20 protein-coding genes are annotated in these 24,007 nt (G+C 64.5%); 10 read left to right on the plus strand and 10 right to left on the minus strand.

Annotated features, from left to right (window positions below; translation table 11 throughout):
* Positions 1–2 precede the first annotated feature (2 nt).
* The 8 genes from ftsW to lpxC all read left to right on the plus strand — a co-directional run bounded on the left by ftsW (position 3) and on the right by lpxC (position 9,322).
* Positions 3–1,241, plus strand: coding sequence for a putative lipid II flippase FtsW (gene ftsW, locus OUZ49_RS00510; RefSeq protein ID WP_266147925.1), 1,239 nt, complete (start codon positions 3–5; stop codon positions 1,239–1,241).
* Positions 1,238–2,311, plus strand: a complete 1,074-nt coding sequence (murG, locus tag OUZ49_RS00515) for an undecaprenyldiphospho-muramoylpentapeptide beta-N-acetylglucosaminyltransferase (RefSeq protein ID WP_266147927.1) — start codon at positions 1,238–1,240, stop codon at positions 2,309–2,311. Before ftsW ends, murG begins: the two co-directional genes overlap by 4 nt.
* Positions 2,308–3,750 (plus strand): UDP-N-acetylmuramate--L-alanine ligase, encoded by a 1,443-nt coding sequence (murC, locus tag OUZ49_RS00520; protein ID WP_266147928.1) that lies wholly within the window; start codon positions 2,308–2,310, stop codon positions 3,748–3,750. Before murG ends, murC begins: the two co-directional genes overlap by 4 nt.
* Positions 3,747–4,682 carry a D-alanine--D-alanine ligase gene (locus OUZ49_RS00525; protein ID WP_266147930.1) on the plus strand — a complete coding sequence of 312 codons (936 nt, stop codon included), beginning with the start codon at positions 3,747–3,749 and terminating at the stop codon, positions 4,680–4,682. The genes murC and OUZ49_RS00525 overlap by 4 nt, the downstream gene beginning before the upstream one ends.
* Entirely contained in the window at positions 4,679–5,416 is a 738-nt protein-coding gene (locus OUZ49_RS00530; RefSeq protein ID WP_266147931.1) for a cell division protein FtsQ/DivIB, read from the plus strand. Before OUZ49_RS00525 ends, OUZ49_RS00530 begins: the two co-directional genes overlap by 4 nt.
* Positions 5,413–6,645, plus strand: coding sequence for a cell division protein FtsA (ftsA, locus tag OUZ49_RS00535; RefSeq protein ID WP_266147932.1), 1,233 nt, complete (start codon positions 5,413–5,415; stop codon positions 6,643–6,645). Before OUZ49_RS00530 ends, ftsA begins: the two co-directional genes overlap by 4 nt.
* 118 nt (positions 6,646–6,763) lie before the next feature.
* The gene (ftsZ, locus tag OUZ49_RS00540) at positions 6,764–7,945 is read left to right on the plus strand and encodes a cell division protein FtsZ (protein WP_266147933.1); all 1,182 of its coding nucleotides are present in this window, start codon (positions 6,764–6,766) and stop codon (positions 7,943–7,945) included.
* A 462-nt stretch (positions 7,946–8,407) separates the two neighbouring features.
* A complete protein-coding gene (gene lpxC, locus OUZ49_RS00545) occupies positions 8,408–9,322 on the plus strand; it encodes a UDP-3-O-acyl-N-acetylglucosamine deacetylase (RefSeq protein WP_266147934.1) in 915 nt (304 codons plus the stop codon).
* Positions 9,323–9,868: 546 nt separating this feature from the next.
* On the opposite strand, the gene OUZ49_RS00550 is transcribed toward lpxC, so the two are convergent.
* Complete coding sequence (locus OUZ49_RS00550; protein ID WP_266147935.1) at positions 9,869–10,351, minus strand: DciA family protein; 483 nt, start codon at positions 10,349–10,351, stop codon at positions 9,869–9,871.
* Between the two features lie 30 nt (positions 10,352–10,381).
* Here OUZ49_RS00550 and OUZ49_RS00555 point away from each other — a divergent pair, with 30 nt between their 5' ends.
* Together OUZ49_RS00555 and secA are read left to right on the plus strand one after the other, a co-directional pair.
* On the plus strand, positions 10,382–11,311 hold the full coding sequence (locus OUZ49_RS00555) for a M23 family metallopeptidase (RefSeq protein WP_266147936.1): 930 nt from the start codon (positions 10,382–10,384) through the stop codon (positions 11,309–11,311).
* 244 nt (positions 11,312–11,555) lie between these two features.
* Positions 11,556–14,294, plus strand: coding sequence for a preprotein translocase subunit SecA (gene secA / locus OUZ49_RS00560; protein WP_266147938.1), 2,739 nt, complete (start codon positions 11,556–11,558; stop codon positions 14,292–14,294).
* A gap of 89 nt (positions 14,295–14,383) precedes the next feature.
* On the opposite strand, the gene OUZ49_RS00565 is transcribed toward secA, so the two are convergent.
* The 9 genes from OUZ49_RS00565 to OUZ49_RS00605 form a co-directional block, all read right to left on the minus strand.
* Positions 14,384–15,235 (minus strand): symmetrical bis(5'-nucleosyl)-tetraphosphatase, encoded by an 852-nt coding sequence (locus OUZ49_RS00565; protein WP_266147940.1) that lies wholly within the window; start codon positions 15,233–15,235, stop codon positions 14,384–14,386.
* On the minus strand, positions 15,235–15,618 hold the full coding sequence (gene apaG / locus OUZ49_RS00570) for a Co2+/Mg2+ efflux protein ApaG (RefSeq protein WP_266147942.1): 384 nt from the start codon (positions 15,616–15,618) through the stop codon (positions 15,235–15,237). Before apaG ends, OUZ49_RS00565 begins: the two co-directional genes overlap by 1 nt.
* A 162-nt stretch (positions 15,619–15,780) precedes the next feature.
* Entirely contained in the window at positions 15,781–16,566 is a 786-nt protein-coding gene (rsmA, locus tag OUZ49_RS00575) for a 16S rRNA (adenine(1518)-N(6)/adenine(1519)-N(6))-dimethyltransferase RsmA (RefSeq protein ID WP_266147943.1), read from the minus strand.
* A gap of 75 nt (positions 16,567–16,641) precedes the next feature.
* Positions 16,642–17,649: a 4-hydroxythreonine-4-phosphate dehydrogenase PdxA gene (pdxA, locus tag OUZ49_RS00580; protein WP_266147944.1), complete on the minus strand. Its 1,008-nt coding sequence runs from the start codon at positions 17,647–17,649 to the stop codon at positions 16,642–16,644.
* Between the two features lie 7 nt (positions 17,650–17,656).
* Positions 17,657–19,006, minus strand: a complete 1,350-nt coding sequence (locus tag OUZ49_RS00585; protein WP_266147945.1) for a peptidylprolyl isomerase — start codon at positions 19,004–19,006, stop codon at positions 17,657–17,659.
* Between the two features lie 38 nt (positions 19,007–19,044).
* The gene (locus tag OUZ49_RS00590; protein ID WP_266147946.1) at positions 19,045–21,543 is read right to left on the minus strand and encodes an LPS-assembly protein LptD; all 2,499 of its coding nucleotides are present in this window, start codon (positions 21,541–21,543) and stop codon (positions 19,045–19,047) included.
* A 243-nt stretch (positions 21,544–21,786) separates the two neighbouring features.
* The gene (locus tag OUZ49_RS00595; RefSeq protein ID WP_266147947.1) at positions 21,787–22,707 is read right to left on the minus strand and encodes a histone deacetylase family protein; all 921 of its coding nucleotides are present in this window, start codon (positions 22,705–22,707) and stop codon (positions 21,787–21,789) included.
* Positions 22,708–22,712: 5 nt separating this feature from the next.
* Positions 22,713–23,273: a cob(I)yrinic acid a,c-diamide adenosyltransferase gene (locus OUZ49_RS00600; protein WP_266147948.1), complete on the minus strand. Its 561-nt coding sequence runs from the start codon at positions 23,271–23,273 to the stop codon at positions 22,713–22,715.
* Positions 23,274–23,290: 17 nt separating this feature from the next.
* Positions 23,291–23,899: a hypothetical protein gene (locus OUZ49_RS00605; RefSeq protein ID WP_266147950.1), complete on the minus strand. Its 609-nt coding sequence runs from the start codon at positions 23,897–23,899 to the stop codon at positions 23,291–23,293.
* Between the last annotated feature and the right edge of the window lie 108 nt (positions 23,900–24,007).

A 24,007-nucleotide genomic window follows, 5' to 3' on the forward strand; every position in this document is an offset into this window, starting at 1 on the left:
CGATGCTCTTCGACACCACCCAGGCCAAACGACGACAGGGACCCCGCGGCAGCTTCGACATGCCGCTGGTGATCGCGCTCGTCGGTCTGGCGAGCGTTGGCGTGGTGATGGTGACCTCCAGCTCGATCGCAGTGGCCGACAGCCAGCACATCGGTGCGTTCTATTTCTTGAAGAAGCACCTGTTGTTCCTGGGCCTCGGCGTCGTCTTCGCCGTGATGGCCATGCGCACCGAGCTGAAGCTGTTGGAAAAGAATGCCTACCTGCTGCTCGGCGCTGCGGTGCTTTTGCTCCTGCTGGTGTTCGTGCCCGGCATCGGCGCACGCATCAACGGCGCGCGTCGATGGCTGCATCTCATTGTCACCACCTTCCAGCCGGTGGAAGCGGTCAAGTTGATCCTGGTCGTGTATACGGCCAGCTACCTGGTGCGCCATCGGGAAAGCGTCGAGACCTCGTTCTGGGGTTTGTTCAAGCCGATCGTGGTCGCGGGAATGTTCGTGGTGCTGCTGTTGCTGCAACCGGACTTCGGTTCGGCGACGCTGATGATCGCGGTGACCATCGGCATGATCTGGCTCGGCGGTGCGAAGCCGGTGTATCTCGGTGGCATGGGCCTGCCGGTGGTGGCCTTGCTGTGGTTCGTGGCGAAGTTCGAACCCTATCGCATGCGCCGACTGACCTCGTTCATCGATCCGTGGGCGGATCCGTTCAACGACGGCTTCCAGCTCACCCAGTCGCTGATGGCGATCGGACGCGGTGAGTGGACCGGCGTGGGGCTGGGGTCGAGCGTGCTCAAGCTGTCCTATCTGCCCGAAGCGCATACCGACTTCATCTTCGCGGTGATCTCCGAGGAACTCGGCCTCGCCGGCATCCTGCTGGTCATGGGCCTGTTCGCGCTGGCCGTGGGGCGCGGCCTGTACATGGGCCTCAAGGGCATGGAGATGGGGCAGCGCTTCGCCGGTTACGTCGCCTTCGGCATCTCCCTGATGCTGGGCGCGCAGACCATGGTGTCGATTGGCGTGAATCTCGGTGCGTTGCCGACCAAGGGTCTGACCTTGCCGTTGATCAGCTACGGCGGCTCCTCCATCGTGCTGACCTGCGCGATGGCCGGCGTACTGCTGCGCACCACCTACGAAATCAATCGCGCCATCGACGCGCGCCAGATGGCGGCGCGACTGCCGGCCAACGCCGTGCCCGATGCGAATACTGCAGCTGCCGTGCCTGCGCGCGAGGCGGTGACCGCATGAGTGCGCAGGCTCCCGTGCTGATCATGGCCGGCGGCACCGGCGGACATATTTTCCCCGGCCTGGCCGTGGCCGAGGCGCTGCAGGCCCAAGGCGTGCCGGTGGTGTGGCTGGGCGCGGAAGGCGGCATGGAAACGAAAGTGGTGCCGGTCCATGGCATCGAGCTGATCACCGTGCCGGTGGGCGGGCTGCGCGGCAAGGGCGTCAAGACCCGCCTGCTGGCGCCGTTGATGCTCGCGCGTGCGCTGATGGCATCGCTAGCCGTGCTGCGCCGGGTCAAGCCGCGCAGCGTGTTGTCGATGGGCGGCTATGTGGCCGGGCCGGGCGGTGTTGCCGCGCGGCTCACCCGCCGTCCGCTGCTGGTGCATGAGCAGAATCGCGTGGCCGGCTTCACCAATCGCAAGCTCGCCGGATTTGCCCAGCGCGTGCTGGCCGGCTTCAGCGACGCCTTGCCCGGCGCCGAGTGGGTGGGCAACCCGGTGCGCCGCGCGATCGCCGGCTTGCCGGCGCCGCGTGAGCGGATGGCTGCTCGCAGTGGTCGGTCGCGCCTGCTGGTGCTGGGCGGCAGCCTGGGCGCGCGTGCCTTGAATCTGGCGCTGCCGCAGGCACTGTCCCTGCTCGCGCCAGGGCAGCGACCCAAAGTGCTGCACCAGTGCGGCAACCGCGGCATCGACGAAGCACGCGCGGCCTATGCCAAGGCCGGCGTCGACGCGCAAATCGTGCCGTTTATCGAAGACATGGCCGGCACCTATGCCTGGGCCGACCTTGCCGTATGCCGTGCGGGCGCCCTGACGCTGGCCGAGCTGACGGCTGCAGGGCTTGGCGCCGTGCTGGTGCCGTTCCCTTATGCGGTGGACGACCACCAGACCCGCAATGCCGAGGCGCTGGTCGCCACGGGTGCGGCCGAATTGATGCAGGAGCGAGATCTGGACGTACAGCAACTGGCGCAGCGCCTCGAGGCGTTGCTGGGAAATCGTGATCAGCTGGTGGCGATGGCCGAGGCCGCGCGCACGCTGGCCAAGCCCGATGCGGCCGCGGTGATCGCGCGCGCCTGCATGGAGGTGAGCGCATGACGCCGCGTCGCCTGCTCGCCCACGAAGACCTGATGACCACCTTCCGCCGCGTGCATTTCATCGGTATCGGTGGCGTAGGCATGAGCGGTATCGCCGAAGTGCTGCACAACCTCGGCTATGCCGTGTCCGGCTCGGACCGCGCGAATTCGCCGACGGCGCAGCGACTGGCGCAGCTGGGTATCGTCGTGCACGTTGGCCATGCCGCGGAAAACCTCGGTGACTCCGACGTGGTGGTTACCTCGAGCGCGATCAGCGCCGACAACCCCGAGCTGGTTGCTGCGCGCGCCGCGCGCATCCCGGTGGTGCCGCGTGCGGAGATGCTGGGCGAGCTGATGCGTTTCCGTCGCGGCATCGCGATTGCCGGCACGCATGGCAAGACCACCACCACCAGCCTGGTGGCGAGCGTGTTGGCCGAAGCGAATTACGATCCGACCTTCGTCATCGGCGGCCAGCTCAACGCCGCCGGCGCCAACGCGCGCCTGGGCACCGGCCAGTACATCGTGGCCGAGGCGGACGAGTCCGACGGATCGTTCCTGATGCTGTCGCCGGTGATCGCCGCGGTCACCAATATCGACGCGGACCACCTGGAAAACTACAACGGCGACTTCGCCCTGGTGAAGAAGGCCTTCAGCGACTTCCTGCACCGCCTGCCGTTCTACGGCCTGGCGGTGCTGTGCGTCGACGATCCGGAAGTCGCCGAGCTGGCCAAGTCCACCACGCGCCGCGTGATGAGTTACGGCATCGACACCCACGACGCCGACGTGCGCGCCAGCAACCTGTCGCAGCATGGCTTCGAAATGCATTTCGACCTGTGGCTGCCGGGCCGCAACGAAGCGCTGCGTATCAAACTCAACCTGCCGGGCCGTCACAACGTGCTGAACGCGCTGGCCGCCGCCACCATTGGCTGGCAGCTGGGCGTGGAAGCCGAGGCGATTGCCCACGCGCTGGAGAACTTCCAGGGCGTGGGACGTCGCTTCCATCGCCGGGGCGAGATCGCGCTCGACCAGGGCAAGGTCTTGCTGGTCGATGACTACGGCCATCACCCGCGCGAGCTGGCTGCCGTATTCGAGGCGGCCCGTGGCGGCTGGCCGGATCGCCGCCTGGTGGTCGGCTTCCAGCCGCATCGCTACAGCCGCACGCGCGACCTGCTGGACGACTTCGCCAACGTGCTGGCTGAGGCCGACGTGCTGGTGCTGACCGATGTCTATCCGGCCGGCGAAGCGCCCATTGCCGGCGCGGACGGCCGTGCGCTGGCGCGCGCCGTGCGTGCGCGCGGCAAGGTCGATCCGGTGCTGATCGACCATCCGCGTGAACTGAAGACCACGCTGCCCGCGCTGCTGCGCGACGGCGATCTGTTGCTGCTGCTTGGCGCCGGCGATATCGGCGCAGCAGCGGTGGAACTGGCCCAGGCCGGTCAACTGAAGACGAGCAAACCATGAGCAAGACGATTACCGATCCCGCACAGTTTGGCCGCGTCGCCGTGGTGATGGGTGGCAGCTCGGCCGAGCGCGAGGTGTCGCTCGACTCCGGCCGCAACGTGCTGGCTGCGTTGCAGGCACGTGGCGTCGATGCGCACGCCATCGACGGCATCCCGGCGCTGCTCGATGCCGTGCGCGCAGGGCACTTCGCCCGCGTGTTCAACATCCTGCACGGTGGCGGTGGCGAGAACGGCGAGCTGCAGGGCGCGCTGCAGTCGCTGCGCGTCCCATTCACCGGCTCGGGCGTGCTGGGCTCGGCGCTGTCGCTGGACAAGATCCGCGCGAAGCTGGTGTGGCAGGCCTTGGGCCTGCCGACGCCGCGCTTCAAGGCGCTGCCGCGCGGTGCCGACGTGCATGCCGCCGCACGCGAGATCGGCTTCCCGCTGATCGTGAAGCCGGCCTGGGAAGGTTCCAGCGTCGGCGTCACGCGCGTATTCGACGAGAAGGATCTGGACGCAGCGGTGGAGCTTGCGCACAAGTACCCCGGCGACCTTCTGATGGAAACCCTGATCGAGGGCGGCGAATACACCGTCGGCATTCTCGACCGCCAGGTGCTGGCCACGATCAACATCGTGCCCAAGGGCGAGTACTACGACTACAACGCCAAGTACATCGCCGAGGACACCCAGTACCTCGTGCCGGGCCTGCAAGGTGAGGCCGAGCGTGAGATGCAGGAGCTCGCGTTGCGCGCGTTCGATGCGCTGGCCTGCTCGGGCTGGGGCCGCGTCGACGTAATGCGCGACAAGCAGGGCCGCAACTGGCTGCTGGAAGTGAATACCGCGCCGGGCATGACCTCGCATTCGCTGGTGCCCAAGGCCGCGGCCGTGGCGGGCATCGACTACCAGACCTTGTGCTGGCGCGTGCTGGAAACGAGCTTCCGGGAGGGCGTGTGAGGGGAACCATCCGCCTCGTTGCCTGGTGTCTGGCCATCGCGCTCGTGGCGCTGCCGATCGTCGGCGTGCTGCGCGGATGGTTTGCGGCCAATCGTTGGCCGGTGACTCAGTTGACGGTGCAGGCCGAGTTCAAGCACGTGACGCAGGATGAACTGCGCCAGGCCGTGATGCCGCGGCTGGGCAAGGGGTTCTTCGCCCTCGACCTCGATGGCGTGCAGAAGGCGGTGGCTGGGTTGCCGTGGGTGGAGTCGGTGGAAGCGCGCAAGCGCTGGCCTGACACCTTGATCCTGCGCATCTACGAGCGCCAGCCGTTCGCGCGCTGGAACGAGAAGCAGCTGATAAGCCGCCAGGGCCTGGTGTTCGATGTGCCCGACGTGGCCGCCAACACCGACCTGCCGGACCTGCGCGGCCCCGATGCGCGCCTGGCCGAAGTGGTGAGCTTCTATGCGGAAACGCAGAAGGCGTTCACCAATACGCATTTGAAAATCACCGGCGTCGCGCTTACCGAGCGTGGCAGCTGGAGTCTCACCACGAGTAACGGCGCGCAGATCGTCCTGGGCGATCGCGACCAGGCCGGTCGCCGCCTGCGCCGTTTCCTCGATGTCTATCCGCAGCTGATGGCTGGCCACACCGAGGGTTTTGCCTATGCCGATCTTCGTTACACCAATGGATTTGCTGTTCGATGGCCGCCGCAGGCGAATGCCGTGAACGCTGGAGGCACGCCCCGCACATGAAGACCAAGAACGATAAACAGCTGGTGGTCGGCCTCGATATCGGCACCTCCAAGGTGGTTGCCATCGTCGGCGAGTACGAGCCGGGCGAACCGATCGAAGTGATCGGCATCGGCACGCACGTCTCGCGCGGCATGAAGCGCGGTTCGGTGGTCGACATCGAATCCACCGTGCATTCGATCCAGCGCGCGGTCGAAGAGGCCGAGCTGATGGCCGGTTGCGATATCCGCTCGGTGTTCGCCTCGATTTCCGGCAGCCACCTGGAGACCAAGAACTCGCATGGCACCGCGGCCATCCGTGACCGCGAAGTGACGCCGGGCGATCTGGACCAGGTGCTGGAAGCCGCCAGCGCCGTGGCGATTCCGGCCGACCGCAAGGTGCTTTACAAGGAATCGCAGGAGTACCGCATCGACGGCCAGGACGGCATCCGCTCGCCGGTCGGCATGAGTGGCGTGCGCCTCGAGGCCAGCGTGCACCTGGTTACCGGCGCCGCCGCCGCGGTGCAGAACATCAGCAAGTGCATCCAGCGTTGCGGTCTGACCGTGGACGAGCTGGTGCCTTCGGCCGTGGCCAGCTCGAAGTCGGTGCTGACCGATGACGAGCGCGAGCTGGGCGTCTGCCTGGTCGATATCGGCGCCGGCACCACCGACATCGCGATCTATACGCAGGGCGCGATTCGCTACACCAAGTCGCTGCCGGTGGGCGGCGACCAGGTCACCAACGACATCGCCTACGGCGTGCACACGCCGACCGCGCATGCCGAGGAAATCAAGATCAAGTACGCCTGCGCGCTGGCCCAGCTGGCGCACGCGGAAGAAACCATCCAGGTGCCCAGCGTGGGCGATCGGCCGCCGCGTCGACTGGCGCGCCAGTCGCTGGCGCAATCGGTGCAGGCGCGCTACGAGGAAATCTTCGAGATGGTGCAGGACGAGCTGCGCCGCTCCGGCTACGACAGCCTGGTGGCAGCCGGCGTGGTGCTGACCGGCGGCGCCTCCCGCATGGAGGGCGCGCTGGAGCTGGCCGAGGAGATCTTCCACAAGATGGTGCGCGTCGGCGTGCCGCAGCACGTCAGTGGCCTGGGCGAGGTGATCGCCAATCCGCTGCATTCGACCGGCGTCGGCCTGCTGCTGCATGGCGCGCGCTCCGGCGGCATGCGCGTGAGTGGCCCGGCCGGCGGCAGCGTGGGTGGCTTGGTGGACAAGTTGCGCGGCTGGATTACCAAGAATTTCTGATTTCGGCGGGGCATGAGGCCCAGCCATGGACGAATGGATGTTCGTCCGCCACCTCGGGGCGACAGGAAGGTCGACGCCCGCGGTTACAACGACAACGAAGCTCTATGGAGGACGGGAAATGTTTGAACTGATCGAAAAACTCGCACCAAATGCAGTGATCAAGGTCATCGGCGTGGGCGGCGGCGGCGGTAATGCCGTGGCTCACATGCTCAATGCAAACATTGACGGCGTCGAATTCGTCGTCGCCAACACCGACTCGCAGGCGATGAAGAGCTGTGGCTCTCGTACGCACCTGCAGCTCGGCGCCAATGTAACCAAGGGTCTGGGTGCTGGCGCCAACCCGGAAGTGGGCCGTCAGGCCGCGTTGGAAGATCGCGAACGCATCGAGGAAATGCTCGAGGGTGCCGACATGGTGTTCATCACCGCCGGCATGGGCGGCGGCACCGGTACTGGCGCAGCCCCCGTGGTGGCCCAGTTGGCCAAGGAAAAGGGCATCCTCACCGTGGCGGTGGTGACCAAGCCGTTCCCGTTCGAGGGCCGTCGCCGCATGCAGGTGGCGATGAAGGGCATCGAGGACCTGTCTCAGCACGTCGATTCGCTGATCACCGTGCCGAACGAGAAGCTGTTGTCCGTGCTCGGCCGCGAAGTCACCCTGCTGAATGCGTTCAAGGCCGCCAACGACGTGCTGCAGGGCGCCGTGCAGGGCATCGCGGACCTGATCACCGCGCCGGGCCTGATCAACGTCGACTTTGCCGACGTGCGCACCGTGATGTCCGAAATGGGCATGGCGATGATGGGCTCGGGCACGGCCCGTGGCGATGATCGCGCCCAGGCGGCAGCCGAAGCGGCCATCAACAACCCGTTGCTGGAAGACGTCAACCTGAACGGCGCATGCGGCATCCTGGTCAACGTGACGGCCGGTCCGAACCTGACCATGCGCGAATTCGACGAAATCGGCCGCATCATCCACGATTTCGCCAGCGAAGACGCCACCGTGGTCATGGGCACCTCGCTTGATCCCGAAATGCAGGACGATGTCCGCGTCACCGTGGTGGCCACTGGCCTCAACCGTGCCGCTGCCCGCCAGCCGATGCGTCCGGTGGCCACCCAGCAGGTCGAGATGCGCCAACGTCCGCGTCCGGTGGTGCTGCGTACCGGTACCGGCAACGAAGTGGTGGATTACGCCCAGCCGGAGTCGGTCACCAGCAGCCGCGTCGATACCTCGGCGTCCGCCAAGAGCGCCGATCCGAGTTTCGACTACCTCGATATCCCGGCCTTTCTCCGCCGCCAGGCGGACTGACAAGCTGACAGGGCAAATAATTTGAAGAAAAATTGAACAAATCGCCGACTTCACTTGTCAGTAACGAATCGCGCGTCTTCCGTTTTGGCGGATCGGACCCGCGAGGGCCTTCCCCGTGGAATACGGGTGGCTTGGCTGACGCTGCTCGGTGATCGTTCTTGAGTACGTAGGGCTTCATAGACCGTGCCTCAGGGATGACGCATGACCGGCCTGGGTGATCCCGGGTAGGTCCAGCGTCCCGCAACCGGAATCCCGTCCCGGTCGCGGGGCGCTGCGTCTAGATTCAAGTCATTGAAGATGTTAGGAAATTCCCTGATTCTCCGGCTTTTGGGTAACTTTCGTTAATGAAAGGAACATGAAAGGGATGTCAGGGTTTGTGGCGTGGATTGGCTTTTCACAGGTTAAGACTGTGTTAGCATCGCTCCCCTAATTTGGCTGCTGCCCCTTACAGGTACCAAAAAAATGATCAAGCAGCGTACGCTCAAGAACATCATTCGTGCCACTGGCGTCGGTCTGCATACCGGCGACAAGGTCTACATGACGCTACGCCCGGCTGCTCCGAACACGGGTATCGTGTTTCGTCGTACCGATCTGAATCCGCCGGTTGAACTGCCGGCGCGCCCCGACAAGGTGGGCGACACGCGCCTCTCCACCACCCTGGTGAACGGCGACGTGCGCGTTTCCACCGTGGAGCATCTGCTCTCGGCCATGGCCGGTCTGGGTATCGACAACGCGTATGTCGATCTTTCCGCGCCCGAAGTGCCGATCATGGATGGCAGCGCGGGTCCGTTCGTGTTCCTGCTGCAGTCTGCCGGCATCGAAGAACAGAACGTGGCTAAGCGCTTCATCCGCATCAAGAAGCCGATCAAGGTACAGGAAGGCGACAAGTGGGCCAGCTTTGAGCCGTTCGAAGGCTTCAAGGTCGGTTTCTCGATCGAATTCAACCACCCGATCATCAGCAAGCGCACGTCCAAGGCAGAGATCGATTTCTCCACCACCTCCTTCGTGAAGGAAGTGAGCCGCGCGCGTACCTTCGGTTTCATGCGTGACATCGAAATGCTGCGCGAGCACAACCTCGCGCTGGGCGGTTCGATGGACAACGCGGTCGTGCTCGACGATTACCGCGTGCTCAATGAAGACGGCCTCCGCTACGAGGACGAATTCGTCAAGCACAAGATCCTCGACGCCATTGGCGACCTGTACCTGCTCGGCCACAGCCTGATCGGCGCCTACTACGCGCACAAGTCGGGCCACGAGCTCAACAACAAGCTGCTGCGTACGCTGATGGCCGACGCCACGGCATGGGAAGAAGTCAGCTTCGCTGACGATCCGGCCACCTCGCCGATCTCCTACGCGCACCCCGCCCAGGCGATTTAAGAGCCTGTTCACGCTCTCCACGTGGCCTGCGCCGGGAGCTGTTTGCGCGCAGACCAAGCAAGAGCGAAGGAGTGTACGTCCGTGCACGACTGGGTGATGAGGCCGGGCTGCGCACAAACAGACCTGGCCCGGAGGGTTGAGCGCGTGCGCCCGCCAGGAACCGGCACGCGGCTCGACCTGACCACCAGTCCTCGCTCCTCAGGGCCGGCGCCATCCATGGCGCCTCCCCGCGTGCAGGCGCTTCGTCACGCACCGATCCCTGGCGAGCGCACGCGCTCAACGCGGGCTACGCGGAGAGCGTGAACAGGCTCTTTGCCGCCCGCTTTTCGCCCAAGCTGAACAAACTGAACGGCCGCGTCCTGAGGACGCGGCCGTTCGTTTTGTGATATACCCTTCGCCTTCCATATGCTGCTGTTCACGTTCTGATGACATTCCAGTCGGTCAGGTCCGTGGGGGCGTGTTATAAACCCTGTAGCGCCGGTTTCCGGATCGGCGTCAGGGAAGTACGGAAATGCTGTAGGGCGGAACCCGGCACACGCTGTGCGATCAAGCGGTTCCGTCGGATCGGGAATCAGAAACTTCGGCGATGGACGCCAACTCGAGGAACAGATCCCGTAATTCCGGGTCTGTGGTTGAGGCCGCGGCGGCTCTCAGGTGAGAGGCGGCGGCGGGCGAAAGCGGTTTGGACCGATCCGGCACGATTTCTGTCGGTGGTTGGGGGGCCACTTTCACGGTGACTGCACTGGCGTACGTGCCGATGGCGCGTGCGGTCGAGAGGATTTGCGTCTGGAGCAGGCGCAGCCTCGCGGCCAGGGCCGGGGTAGGAGCCAGAAAAACGAGACGGCCGTCGTGCAGGTTGGCAAAACGAACCTGGTCGCGGAGTGGTGACGGTAACGTCTGGCGCAGTGCGCGATCCAACGCATCCAACTCACGGGCTTTGCGGGCCAGTGAGGCAACGGGGCCAAACTCGATGACGGGTTTCAGGCCAGAGCCGGTGCGGCGGGATGGAGTTGGGACGTCGCGCTGCATGGATGCCGACATCTTCAAAGTAGTAGAGACATGCAAATCATACTTGTGTCACGCACCAAAAAGGTGCCGAAAACCTGGAATCTTGCTGACAAGCGGCTGCGTTTTCGCCTGTTTGGGCTCGCCGCCGCAGCCGTGCTCGGTTGCGCTGGACTGGGTGGTGCCGTGGCCATGGCCGTCGCCAGTCCGCACGACCGGGCGCTGGCCGAGATTCGCCAGCTGCGCCAGCAGGTGCAGCAGCAGAATCTTCAGCTGACCGGCGTGCGCAAGGATGCCCAGCGAGATATCGACGCGCTGGCGGTAAAATTGGGCCAGTTGCAGGCCCAGTCCACCCGGCTCAACGCGCTCGGCGAGCGCCTGACCCAGGTCGGCAAGCTCGACGATGGCGAGTTCAACTTCGACGAGCAGCCCGCCGTGGGTGGTGTGGAAGACTCGGCGGACAGCGCATATGCCTTGCCGCCGACACTGAATGCCAGCATCGACCAACTGGCCGGCCAGTTCGACAGCCAGCAGGCGCAGCTATCAGCGCTGCAAAGCCTGCTGCTCGACGCCAAGATCGAATCCAATCTGAAGCCTACCGGCATGCCGGTTGAGGGCTATATCTCTTCCTATTTCGGTGGCCGCCCCGATCCGTTCAGCGGACACGCGGCCTACCACACGGGTCTCGACATCTCCGCGCCCAAGGGGACCCCGGTGCATGCCGTAGCCGAGGGCATGGTGACCTTTGCGGGCGAGCGTACCGGCTATGGCGACGTGATCGAGATCGATCACGGCAACGGCTACATGACGCGCTATGCCCACAACAGCAAGCTGGACGTGAGTCCTGGCCAGCGTGTGCACGTGGGCGACGTGGTCTCCGAGGCCGGCTCCACCGGTCGTTCCACCGGCTCGCACGTGCATTTCGAGGTCTGGTACAAGGGCCGCGTGGTCAATCCGCTGGCCTTCGTGAAGAACCATCGCTGAGTGATGATCCGGGTGGCCTGCGGCCGCCCTTGAAAGCCCCCTTGCGCGCCGCCACTCCTTGACGGGGACGATGAACGGGGGGGTTCGGCGCGGCCGATGGCCACGCCGGGCGGGTTGTTCCAAGGCTCCGGCAGCAGGCGGAGCTCAGCGTTTGGGATACCCAGCCGACCCTAGTATCATCATTCCTTTCGTCCTGCCCGGATTTGCCGGGCGGGCGGCTTATGAATCCTGATCCGGAAGATCGATGTTCAATCGTGCCCTGACGAGCCTTTTCGGTAGCCGCAATGAACGCGTGCTGCGCCAGCTCTCCAAGAATGTAGCCCGCATCAATGCGTTGGAACCCGAGTTCGAGAAGCTGAGCGACGACGCTCTGCGCGCCAAGACCGAGGAGTTCAAGCAGCGTATTGCCGGCGGCGAAGCGCTGGACAAGCTGCTGCCCGAGGCGTTTGCCGTCGTGCGCGAGGGTGCCAAGCGCGTGCTCGGCATGCGCCACTACGACGTGCAGCTGATCGGCGGCATGGTGCTGCATTCGGGTCGCATCGCCGAAATGCGCACGGGCGAGGGCAAGACCCTCGTGGCGACCTTGCCGGTGTACCTCAATGCCCTGGAAGGCAAGGGCGTCCACGTGGTGACCGTCAACGACTACCTGGCTCGCCGCGACTCGGCGCAGATGGGCAAGCTGTACAGCTTCCTCGGCCTTACCACGGGCGTGGTGTGGCCGGGCATGGATCACGCCGACAAGCACCAGGCGTATAGCTCCGACATTACCTACGGCACCAACAACGAATTCGGTTTCGACTATCTGCGCGACAACATGGCCTTGAGCAAGGACCAGCGCTACCAGCGCGGCCTGCATTACGCCATCGTCGACGAGGTCGACTCCATCCTGATCGACGAGGCGCGTACGCCGCTGATCATTTCCGGCCCGGCCGAGGATTCGCCGCAGCTGTATATCGCGGTGAACAAGATCGTCCCCAAGATGATCCGCCAGGAAAAGGAAGACACCGACGGCGATTATTTCGTCGACGAAAAGCAGAAGCAGGTGCACTTGTCCGAAGAGGGCATGTCGCATGCGGACGAGCTGCTGCGCGAAGCGGGCGTGATTGATCCGGAAAGTGGCCTGTACGACTCCAAGAACCTGGCGGTCGTGCACCACCTCAACGCGGCGCTGCGCGCCAACGCGATCTATCACCGCGATGTGGATTACATCGTGCGTGACGGTGAAGTGGTGATCGTCGACGAGTTCACTGGCCGCACCTTGCCGGGCCGCCGCTGGTCGGATGGCCTGCACCAGGCGGTGGAGGCGAAGGAAGGCGTGCCGATCCAGCGCGAGAACCAGACGCTGGCCACGGTGACGTTCCAGAACCTGTTCCGCATGTACAAGAAGCTGTCCGGCATGACCGGTACGGCCGATACGGAAGCGTACGAATTCCAGCAGATCTACGGCCTGGAAGTGGTGGTCATCCCCACCCACAAGCCGATGATCCGCCAGGACAACGCCGACATGGTCTTCCTGGGCCAGGAGGTCAAGTACAAGGCGGTGATCGAGGACATCAAGGATTGCCACAAGCGCGGCCAGCCCGTGCTGGTGGGCACCACCTCGATCGAAGTGTCCGAGCTGCTGTCCGAGCTGCTGCGCCAGGCCAAGATTCCGCACGAAGTGCTCAACGCCAAGCAGCATGAGCGCGAGGCGCATATCGTGGCCCAGGCCGGTGCGCCGGGCTCGGTCACGATTGCCACCAACATGGCAGGTCGCGGTACCGACATCGTGCTGGGCGGCAGCCTGGAAGCGGCGCTGTCAGCGCTGCCCGAAGATGCCAGCCAGGCGCAGCGCGACCAGGTCAAGGCCGACTGGAAGAAGCGCCACGAACAGGTGCTGGCTGCCGGTGGCCTGCACATCGTAGGCACCGAGCGCCACGAGTCGCGTCGTATCGACAACCAGCTGCGTGGCCGTTCGGGCCGCCAGGGCGATCCGGGCTCGTCGCGTTTCTATCTGTCGCTGCAGGACAACCTGCTGCGGATCTTTGCGGGCGACTGGGTCGGTCGCTGGATGCGCATGTTCGGCATGAAGGAAGACGATGCGCTGGAAGACCGCATGGTCAGTCGCCAGATCGAAAAGGCGCAGCGCAAGGTCGAGCAGCACAACTTCGACATCCGCAAACATCTGCTTGAGTTCGATGACGTTGCCAACGACCAGCGCAAGGTGATCTATCGCCAGCGCGATGAGCTGCTGGAAGTCGATGATGTCTCCGAGACCATCGCCGACATCCGCGACGACGTGGCGATCGAGATGGTTCGCCGCCATATCCCGGCCGACAGCATCGACGAGCAGTGGGATATCGCCGGCCTCGATCGCGAGCTGGAGAGCGAGTTCGGGCTTTCGGCCGACCTGAAGCATTGGATCGACCAGCAGCACGAGGTCGACGACAAGATGATCCTCGAGCACGTGCGCGAGGCGATCGAGCAGCTGTTCAAGAACAAGGAACAGCAGATCGGCCCCGAAACGATGCGCCAGCTCGAAAAGCACATCATGCTCAGCGTGGTGGACAACGCCTGGAAGGAACACCTGGCGAGCATGGACTATCTGCGCCAGGGCATCTACCTGCGCGGCTATGCGCAGAAGCAGCCGAAGCAGGAGTTCAAGCGCGAATCGTTCGAACTGTTCTCCAGCATGCTCGATCGCATCAAGACGGAAGTCGTGCAGATGCTGGCGCGCGTGCGCGTGCGCAGCGAAGAAGAAGTCGCCGCGATGGAAGCCGAGCAGCAGCGCATGGCCGAACGCCTGCAGCGCCACATGCTGGCCAGTGGCGGTGGTGCGCCGGTGGGCGCGCTGGGCGCCGATCCGGAAGCATTGGCGGCCGGCAGCATGGTGGCGCAGCCCGCGGCGGCCGCGCCGCACGACGGTCCCAAGATCGGCCGCAACGATCCCTGTCCGTGCGGTTCGGGCAAGAAATACAAGCATTGCCACGGTCAACTGACCTGAGCAATAAAGAAACCCCGCCTCGGCGGGGTTTCTTTTTGTGGACGTCACTGGGCTGGATCAGGCGCTGGTAGGCAGCGCCCGAGCGGCTATCAGTCGCCACCGCCGGGTGGCCGCTTGCGGTACGGCTCTGCATCGACGGCGATGTAGCGCGGTTCTTCTTCGTCCAGGCGCAGCGCGGTGAGCTGGCCACCCCAGACGCAACCGGTATCGATCGCATAGACGCCCAGGCCAGCGAAGCGACCCAGGGCCGACCAATGGCCGCATACGAAGCGCGTCTCCCGCCGACGCATGCCCGGCACCTCGAACCAGGGATACATGCCCGGCTTCTGCGTACCGGGAATGCCCTTGCTTTCGAAATCGATGCGCCCCTGCACGTCGCAATAGCGCATGCGGGTCAGCGTATTGATCGAGGCGCGCATGCGCTCGATGCCCTGCAGTCGGCTATTCCACGCGGCCGGACGATTGCCGAACAGGTTCTTGAGGAGTCGCGGATGGCGGGGACTTCCCAGTTCGCGTTCGATCTCCTGCGCGGATCGTTGCGCCTGGCGCAGCGTCCACGACGGCGCCAGTCCCGCGTGCACCATGGTCCAGTTGAGCTGTTCGTCATGGTGCAGCAGTTTCTGCGAGCGCAGCCACTCCAGCAGTACTGGCGCGTCTTCGGCGAACAGGACTTCGCGCAGCTCCGGGTTGACCTTGGACTGCGCCTCGGGGCGCCGCTGGGCGATCGCCAACAGGCTCAGGTCGTGATTGCCCAGGGTGACGATCGACTGCTCGCGCAGGCCGTGGATCAGGCGCAGGGTTTCCAGCGACTGCCCGCCACGATTGACCAGGTCGCCGCAGAACCACAGGCGATCACTCGCGGGGTCGAAGCGGATCTTGTCGAGCAGGCGTTGAAGTTCGGGGTGGCAGCCCTGCACGTCCCCAATGGCGTACGTAGCCATCAGTGCAGCGTTCGCGGAATCGACAGGGTGAACGGCGGAATCGGCGTCTCGAAGCGCGTACCGTCGTCAGCCAGCATTTCATAGCTGCCCTGCATCACCCCGACCGCTGTTTCCAGCACGGCACCCGAGGTGTATTCATATTCGTCGCCGGGTCGAATCCACGGTTGCTCGCCGACCACACCTTCGCCGGTAACCTCTTCGACCTTGCCATTGGCATCCGTGATGACCCAGTGGCGCGTCAGCAGACGTGCGGGGACATCGCCAGCGTTGTGGAGAGTGATCGTGTAGGCGAAGACGTAGCGGTTGTCGCCGGGACGGGATTGATCGGGGACAAAGCGGGGTTCGACCTGCACGTCGATCGTGTAGGAAGATCTTTCGTTCATGCCGAGATTGTACGGGTTGTCGCCACGGATGGGGAAAGCTTGCCTGCGCTGGGCTGAATCGCCGCCGGCCGCGGCGATGGGCCAGGTGGCAGGTTTTGGCTTCGCGTTGCCGTGACAGCTGGGGCCTTATGTTTGGTTGTCGCGCTTTCGCAAACCCCAACCTCAACCGATCGCAACCTTGGCCAGACGCACGTAGTCAAGCGGTGAGAGGGTTTCGGCGCGCGCCTTGGGGTCCACATCCGCGGCGATGATGGCGCTGCTGTCCATGACGTGCTTGAGCGCGTTGCTGAGCGTCTTGCGGCGCTGGGCGAAGGCTGCCTTGACGATGGTATAGAGCCGCTCGGGATCGGCATCCGGCAACTGTTCGGGCGCGAGCGGCACCAGTCGCACGACGGCTGAATCGACTTTCGGCGGCGGGCGAAATGCACCCGGCGGTACCGTGAACAGCGGTTCCACCCGGCAAGCCAGCTGCAACATCACGGAGAGCCGCCCATACACCTTGCTGCCAGGCTCGGCCGCCATGCGGTCGACCACTTCCTTCTGCAGCATGAAGTGCATGTCCTGGATGGCACGGGCGTGCTCGACGCAGTGGAACAGGATCGGACTGGAGATGTAATACGGCAGGTTGCCCGCCACGCGCAGGCGCTCCACACCTCGCCGATGGGCGAGGGCGGTGAAGTCCACCTTGAGCACGTCGGAATGAATGATGTTCAACTCGCCGACGCTGGCTGCGCGTGCCTTGAGGTCGGGGATCAGGTCCGTGTCCAGCTCGATGGCGGTGAGCTTGCCCGCGGCGGCCAGCAGCGGCAGCGTCAGTGCGCCTTCGCCCGGGCCGATCTCCACCACAAAGTCCTCCGCGCGCGGCGAGATGGCGCTGACGATGCGCTCGATATAGCGCTTCTCGTGGAGGAAGTGCTGGCCAAAACTTTTCTTGGGGCGGGCGTTCATGATGTGACCTGGTAGGAGCAGGGGCTGGGGCGAGTAGTGAGGGAGCAAAGTCAGTGGCGCTGGGTTACCGCGCCCTCACTGGTCGCCTCTCGCCCCTCGAGCGCGTTGTATGAGATCCAGCGCCATCCGCGCCGCGGCAATCAGGCTGGACGGATCGCCTCGACCCGTCCCGGCGAGATCGAGTGCGGTGCCATGGTCCACCGAGGTGCGGATGAAGGGCAGGCCCAGGGTGAGATTGACCGTGCGGTCAAAGGCCTCGCTCTTGAGCACCGGCAGGGCCTGGTCGTGGTACATCGCCAACACCGCATCGTAGCGCTCACGCTGGGCAGGCACGAAGGCGGTATCGGCGGGTAGTGGCCCGACGAGTTGCATGCCTTCGGCGCGCAGCGTGTCCAGCAGGGGGACGATGGTATCGATCTCCTCCCGCCCGAGATGACCACCTTCACCGGCATGGGGGTTGAGGCCGAGCACGCCAATGCGTGGTTCGGCAAAACCAAACTTAGCCTGCAATTCACGATGCACGATGCGCAGGACGCGTTCCAGCGTCGCGCGTGTCACCGCAGCCGGTACCGCCGACAAGGGCAGGTGGGTCGTGGCCAGCGCGACTCGCAGCTCCGGACTGGCCAGCATCATGACCACCTCGGCGTGGGCACGCTCGGCAAAAAATTCGGTATGCCCGCTGAAGCGAATGCCCGCTTCGTTGATGGACGATTTTTGCAGCGGGGCGGTGACCACGGCCGCATAGCGTCCTTCCATGCAGCCGTCCGCGGCCTCGGCGAGCGTGGCCAGCACATGCCGGGCATTGCATGGATCCGGCTGACCCGGCACTTCCTGCGCATCCAGCGGTAAATGATGGATGCGCAGTTCGCCGGGACGCCGCGTGCGGACCGGCTTTGAGTCGTCGTCGATCAGCTCGACCGGCAGGCCGCAGCGGTCAGCGGCGCGCTGCAACAGATGGCGATCGGCAATCGCAACGAAATTGGCCGCCAGCGGAGTGGCGGCCAATCGGATCAACAGCTCTGGGCCGATCCCCGCCGGCTCACCCGCAGTGATGGCAAGCCGGGGTAGGGTCGCGTTGCTCAACGCCGTCTCAAGGGGACTTGGCCGCACCCTGCTGCTCGCCAGGCTCGCGCAGCTCGGGCACCAGGATGTTCACGTAGGCGTTGGAACGCATCTCGCGCAGGTAGTCCTCATAGACCTGTTCGGCCTTGCGGTTGCCGATGGCCTGGCGGGCCTGGTTGCGCGAGATCTCATCCGTGCGGTCGGCCTGGCGGGTGCCCAGGCGCTGCAGGATGTGCCAGCCGGCCTCACTCTGGAACGGCTGCGCAACCTGGTTGTCCTTCATCTCGCCCAGGTGCTGGGCAATGATCGAGCCCCAGTCCCCCTGCGCGAACCAACCCATATCGCCACCATTATTAGCGGTGGTGTCGTCCTTGGAGTTTTCCTTCGCCAGCTTGGCGAAGTCCTCATGCTTGTTGACGATCTGGTTGTACAGGTCCATCGCCTTCTGATGGGCCTGCTCCGGCGTCAGCAGCTCGCTGGGCTTGATCAGGATCTGGCGGGCGTGGAACTCATCCACCATCTGCCGGCTCGGAGCGCGCTGCTCGATCAGCTTGAGGATGTGGAAACCGGTGGGGCCGCGCAGGGCGGGCGTGACATCGCCGGCCTTCATGTTGGCCACGGCGTCGGCGAAGGCCGGCGGAACCTCATCCATACGGCGCCAGCCGAGATCGCCGCCCTCAAGCGCATCCTGGGCATCGGAATAGCGGATCGCCGCCGCATGGAAGTCCATGCCGCCCTTGATCGCATTGATGGCCTGCTCGGATTTCTCCTGGGCAGCCTTGATGTCGGCGGCGCTGGCCCCCGCGGGCAGGCTGACCTGGATATGCGCCAGATGGATTTCACCGGCCTTGTAGGACGGGCTGGCCAGCATGTTGTTGATTTCGCTATCGGTGACGGTCACCTGGTCGCGCACGACGCTGTCGTGCAGGCGCTGGGCCACCAACTGGTCGGACAGCTGATGACGGAACGCGGCGAAGCTGGAGCCGTCCTGCTCAACTGCGGCGCGCAGCTGTTCCGCCGTCATCCGGTTCTGCTGGGCAACCGCATTGACGGCCTGATCCACATCGGCATCGGAGACACGGATGCCCTGGTCATCGGCACGCTGCACCTGCAGCTTCATCAGGATCAGGCGATCGAGTACCTGTCGCTGGAGCACGTCCATGGGCGGCAGCTGGCCGGGATTGCTGGCGTACTGCTGCTGCACGGAGTGCACGGCCTCGTTCAGCTCGCTCTGCAGGATGACGCCTTCATCCACCACCGCCACGATACGGTCGAGCGGCTGCTTGCCGGTGGCCGCCTGGGGCAGCAACTGGGCATGGGTGGGCAAGGCGGTCGCCGTAGCGATCGCGAGCAGGAACAACGCGAAAGGTTGCTTCATTAGTCCGGAGCCTTCAATCGCCCGAGGCGACAGGGAAGTTATTGATATCCAAGAATACCACTGCGCAGCAGGTTTTCCGACTTGCCCATGGAGCTCCCCATGCCCTTGAATTCGACTTCGAACATGATCGAGGTGTTGGTGGAGGCGCCTGCCGCCGGCGTCAGGTAGTTGTAGGAATTCACGTAATGTCGCGCGATCAGGCGCAGGGCAACGCAGCAGCTGTCATATTCCACACCCGCGAGCGCCTCCACCGTGGCCTTGTCCAGCACCGAATACGTCCAGTGGCCGAGCAGGCGCCAGCGATCGGAGACGGGATAGACAATGGATGCGTCGTATTGTTCCAGCAGCGGTTGGACGCTACCGGGGGTACGGCGATAGCGGTAGGAGAAATTGATGATGCCGTCGGTGAACAGGCGTCGCTGGACCCCGATCGCACCGAGATCGGTGAGACGGGTGTTCGGGTTCCACTGGTACGACGAGGTGACTCGCCATTGGTCGTCGAGCTGGGTGTCCACCTCGGCGACGTAGTCGGAGCCTGACCAGTTGGTGGGCGGGGTGGTGGTGTTCGGGCTGTTTGGCAGCTGCACTCGCTGCGAGGTGAAATAGCGGATCTGGCCGAAGCTGGCCGACAGCCGCTCGATACCATTGTCGTCGAGCAAACGCGAGGTGATGGCGCCGGTCAGGTTATTGGCGTTCATCTGGCGGTCCGCGCCGGAATACTGGTTAGGTGAGAACAGCTGCCAGGTGTCGAACGACATCAGGTTCGTATCGAACAGCGGCAGGTTGTCCTGGTTGCGATACGGCACGTACAGGTAATAAATGCGCGGTTCCAGCGTCTGGGTATAGCTGGTGCCAAACAGCGACGTGCTGCGGTCAAAGATCAGGCCGCTGTCCAGGCTGATGATTGGCAGTGAACGGCTGGGCGAGCTTTGTGTGAACGGCGACGGCGTACCTACCGGGAGCGGCCCGGGGGCGCTGTATCCGGTATAGCCGAACTCGTTGTAATTGCCGATGAGGTCGTAATCGGTGTAGCGATAGGCAATCTTGGGGCGCACGAACCAGGCGGCGCCGCGGAAGTCCGCCGCGAGATAGGGGTATAGATCGAGACGATTGCCTTCCACCGCCTGATCCTTGCGAAACGCGACCGCTTCGGTCTGGGCGCCGAACTCAAGCCAGCGTTCGATCGGCACGCTCAGATTGAAGGCCGCGCGTGGCCAGCGCTTGTACTGCACCGAGCTGTCGGGCAGCGAGGGGTCGATGTTCTGGTAGTCGTCCGCGCCGATCTGGGCGAACCACGAAATACCGCCACCCCAGCTTCCCGCGCCGCTTAGGTAGGCGCTGGACGTTAGCGTGCCGATGGAAGCGGTGAACAGGTCGTTGCCGAAGTCGCGCAGATAATTGCGGTCGGAGGCTCGATTGATGCTGGTACTGAACGACCACGGTCCAAACAGATGCGTATAGTCGTTGAGCTTGAATAGGTAGCGATCGGTGTTCTTGGTGTTGATGATGCTATCGGGATCCGTGGTGCCCTGGTCATTGGGCAGGAACTCGATATTCATCTGGCCGGTGCTGCCAGGGACGTAGTAGCGGAACTCACCACCCAGCAACACGCCGCGATCGGTGTAGATACGCGGATCCAAAGTCGCGTCGTAGTTCGGCGCCAGATTCAGGTAGTACGGCGCACTGATCATGAAGCCCGAGCGGCTGGAGTTGCCGATGCTGGGATCGAGGAAGCCGGTCTTGCGCTCGTCGTTGATCGGGAAACTGAAGTAAGGCATGTAAAAGATCGGCACGTTGCCGACATACATGGTCGCGCTGCGGGCAATGCCCTCGCCGGTCTCCTTGTCCATGCGGATGTCTTTGGCGCGCAGTTCCCACACGTGGCTGCCGACATCGCAGGTGCTATAGGTCGCCTGGAAGTAGCGCGTGCGCTGGTCGTCCAGCATCTGGCCCTGTTCGGCGACACCGTGACCGCGATTGATCAGCATCTGATAGGTCACGTTGTCGGCGATGCCGGTGCTGGCGTCCTGGTTGCCGCGCATGTGGTCGGACGACATCAGTTGGCCGGCTTCCTGGTAGCGCACGTTGCCGCGCGCATCGTAGTCGCTGGTGTCCTGGTTGTAGTCCGCCACGTCCGCCTGAATCTGCTGATCGGCGCGATCCATCTTCACCCGTCCTTCCAGGTGGTAGATGGATTGGTTGGAGCTGTCCACGCGTTCGGCGTACACATAGGTATTGGATGTCGCGCGCACCGAGCTGTCCTTGCTCAGCGTCGGGTCGTAGAAATCGAGCATCGCGTTAGGGCGACACAAGACGTAACTGATGGGGCGCGGCGAACAGTGGAAGGCGCCCAGCGGGCAGTTGGCAACGCCGCGAGGGGTCATGTTGAGCGGCGGCGCCGCCGGTGCGGCCTGCGCAGGCGACTCGGACTGGGGTTGGGACTGAGCTTCAACCGGGCCACCGAACAGGGCAATGGCAGCAGCGACCGCCAACAGGCGGCGCGGGGGCAGGTGGCGCGAAGTCAGCTTGGGCGTCACGATGGCAGTCTGTCGGCTGGGAGGCTCGTAAAACTATCAGAAAGACCCCTTGGACGGCAGTTGCATTGGCAGCCCGTGATGCGAAGGGTCAGGTAACAGCCGGCCAAACCGAGCAAGGCTGACGCCTTCGGGCGAGCCGATACGACCCTGGAACCGTCCATCGCCTGTCCTTGCACGGTCAGTGCTATCCCGCACCGTTGCCAGCCGTCCAGCCGCTGGCACTGCTTGACTACATAAGCTGCGCTAGGCGTCCAGCAACTCGCCGACGTGTGCAGCAACGCTCGCGGCGAGGGCCAACAGGTTGTAACCACCTTCCAGGCTGGACACCAATCGTCCTTCGGCATGGGCGTGCGCCACGTCGACTAGCCGGCTGGTGATCCAGGCATAGTCTTCGCTGCCAAGGCGCAGATCGGCCAAGGGGTCGTTGCGATGGGCGTCGAAGCCTGCCGATACCAGCACCAGCTGTGGCTTGAATGCGTGCAGCCGGGGGATCAGGGCGCCTTCCCACAGCTCGCGGAACTCGTAGGAACCATCGCCTGGCGACAACGGCGCATTGACGATATTGCCGACGCCGCGTTCATCCTCGCGCCCGCTGTCGGGGTACAAGGGCATCTGGTGGCTGGAAATGAACAGCACCCGCGATTCCGTGGCGAAAATATCTTGCGTGCCATTGCCGTGATGGACGTCAAAGTCGGCGATGGCGACCCGCTTGAGGCCATGAGCCGCCATGGCGTGGCTCGCCGCCACGGCGATATTGTTGAACAGGCAGAAGCCCATGGCACGGTCCGGCGGCGCGTGATGGCCTGGCGGCCTTACTGCGCAGAAGGCCTGCCCACCGCCGCTGAGCACGGCGTCTACCGCCGCCACCGCGGCGCCGGCCGCCCGCAGCGCGGCTTCGGCTGAACCGTGGGACATCAGGGTGTCTTCGTCGAGCCGGACGGTGCCGCTTGCGGGCACGATGCCCAGGATGCGATCGATGTGCTCGGCGGTATGCACGCGCAGCAGCTGTTCGCGCGTGGCGCGCGGTGCCTCGATGCGGTCGAGGGCAGCGAACCGATCATGGTCGAGCGCTTGCAGTACGGCGCGCAGGCGCGCAGGCGATTCAGCGTGATCCGGGCCGGGGTCGTGCTGCAGGCAGCTTGCGTGCGTATAGAGCCGGAGCATCGGCCCTATGCCTTGCGACGACGCTCGTGCTGCCATAGCACCTCGCCGTGGCCGCTGGCTCGGGCCAGTACACGGGAGATCACGAACAGCAGGTCGGACAGGCGGTTGAGGTAGCGCTGGGCTTGCGGTCGCACGTCTTCGGCACGGGCCAGCGCAATCACCTCACGCTCGGCACGGCGGCACACGGTGCGTGCCAGATGGCAGCAGGAGGCGGCCATGCCGCCGCCGGGCAGGATGAAGTCCTTGAGCGGCGGCAGCGGGTCATTGAAACCGTCCAGCACCTGCTCCAGCCGCTCGATGTCCTTGTCCTCGATCATCGCCATGCCGGGAATGCACAGCTCGCCGCCGAGGTCGAACAACTCATGCTGGACCTGGGTCAGCGCTTCGCGGATGGCCTCGTCCACGCCGGCGGAAGCCAGCACCATGCCGATGGTGCTGTTGAGTTCGTCGACCGTGCCATAGGCGGATACGCGCAGCGAGTCCTTGGCGACGCGGGAACCATCGCCCAGGCCGGTGCTGCCATCGTCACCCGTGCGGGTGTAGATCTTTGAGAGGCGATTACCCACGAATGGACACTGCCTCGTCAGTGGTGCAGGTCACGCGACGCCGCGGTATGACCGAGCGTGCGGGCAAGCTGGGTGACCAGCACGTGCAGCAGGGCGCCGATGCCTACGTAAAACGCGGTGGTGCCGAGGAACGGCAGGTACCAGTCGCCCAGGTTCGCGAACCAGGCGCTGAAGCTGCGCGGCTGCGGCACGCTGTTGCTGAGCCAGTAGAAGCTGCCGTTGGAGAGCACGTAGCAGACCAGCTGGCTGACCAGCAGCGCCACCGCGGCCAGACCCAGGGTCGACAGGCTCAGGCCGCGCTGGTGGCGCGCCAGCCAGCTGCCGCCCATCCACAAGGACAGGTAGGCCGGAATCAGGAACCAGTAGGCCACCGATACGCAGTAGTGGCTCCAGAAGTCGATGCCTTGCCCGTTGATCACCAGGTAATCGATGAGGACAGCCCCGGCCATGAGCAGCGGAAAGGCCCAACGAAACGAGCCGCGCAGCCAGAACCCGGCCAGGAAGAACACCGCCCACGAAGCATCGCGCACATCATGGTTGAACAGCGAAAGGTGAACGCGGGTGGCGGTCATCACCAGGGCGAGTGCCAGGAAGATGCCTAGCCGCTGGGTTTGCGTCATAGCCATGAATTGCTCCGTCTGATGCGCCAAATGCAGACGGCAAGTCTATCGCAATTAGGGATAGCCGGACGCCTCCTGGATGGGGGCTGTCATGGGGTCCGGGCGCCTCAGCGC

Source organism: Dyella halodurans, assembly GCF_026283925.1.
Taxonomy (GTDB): domain Bacteria; phylum Pseudomonadota; class Gammaproteobacteria; order Xanthomonadales; family Rhodanobacteraceae; genus Dyella; species Dyella halodurans.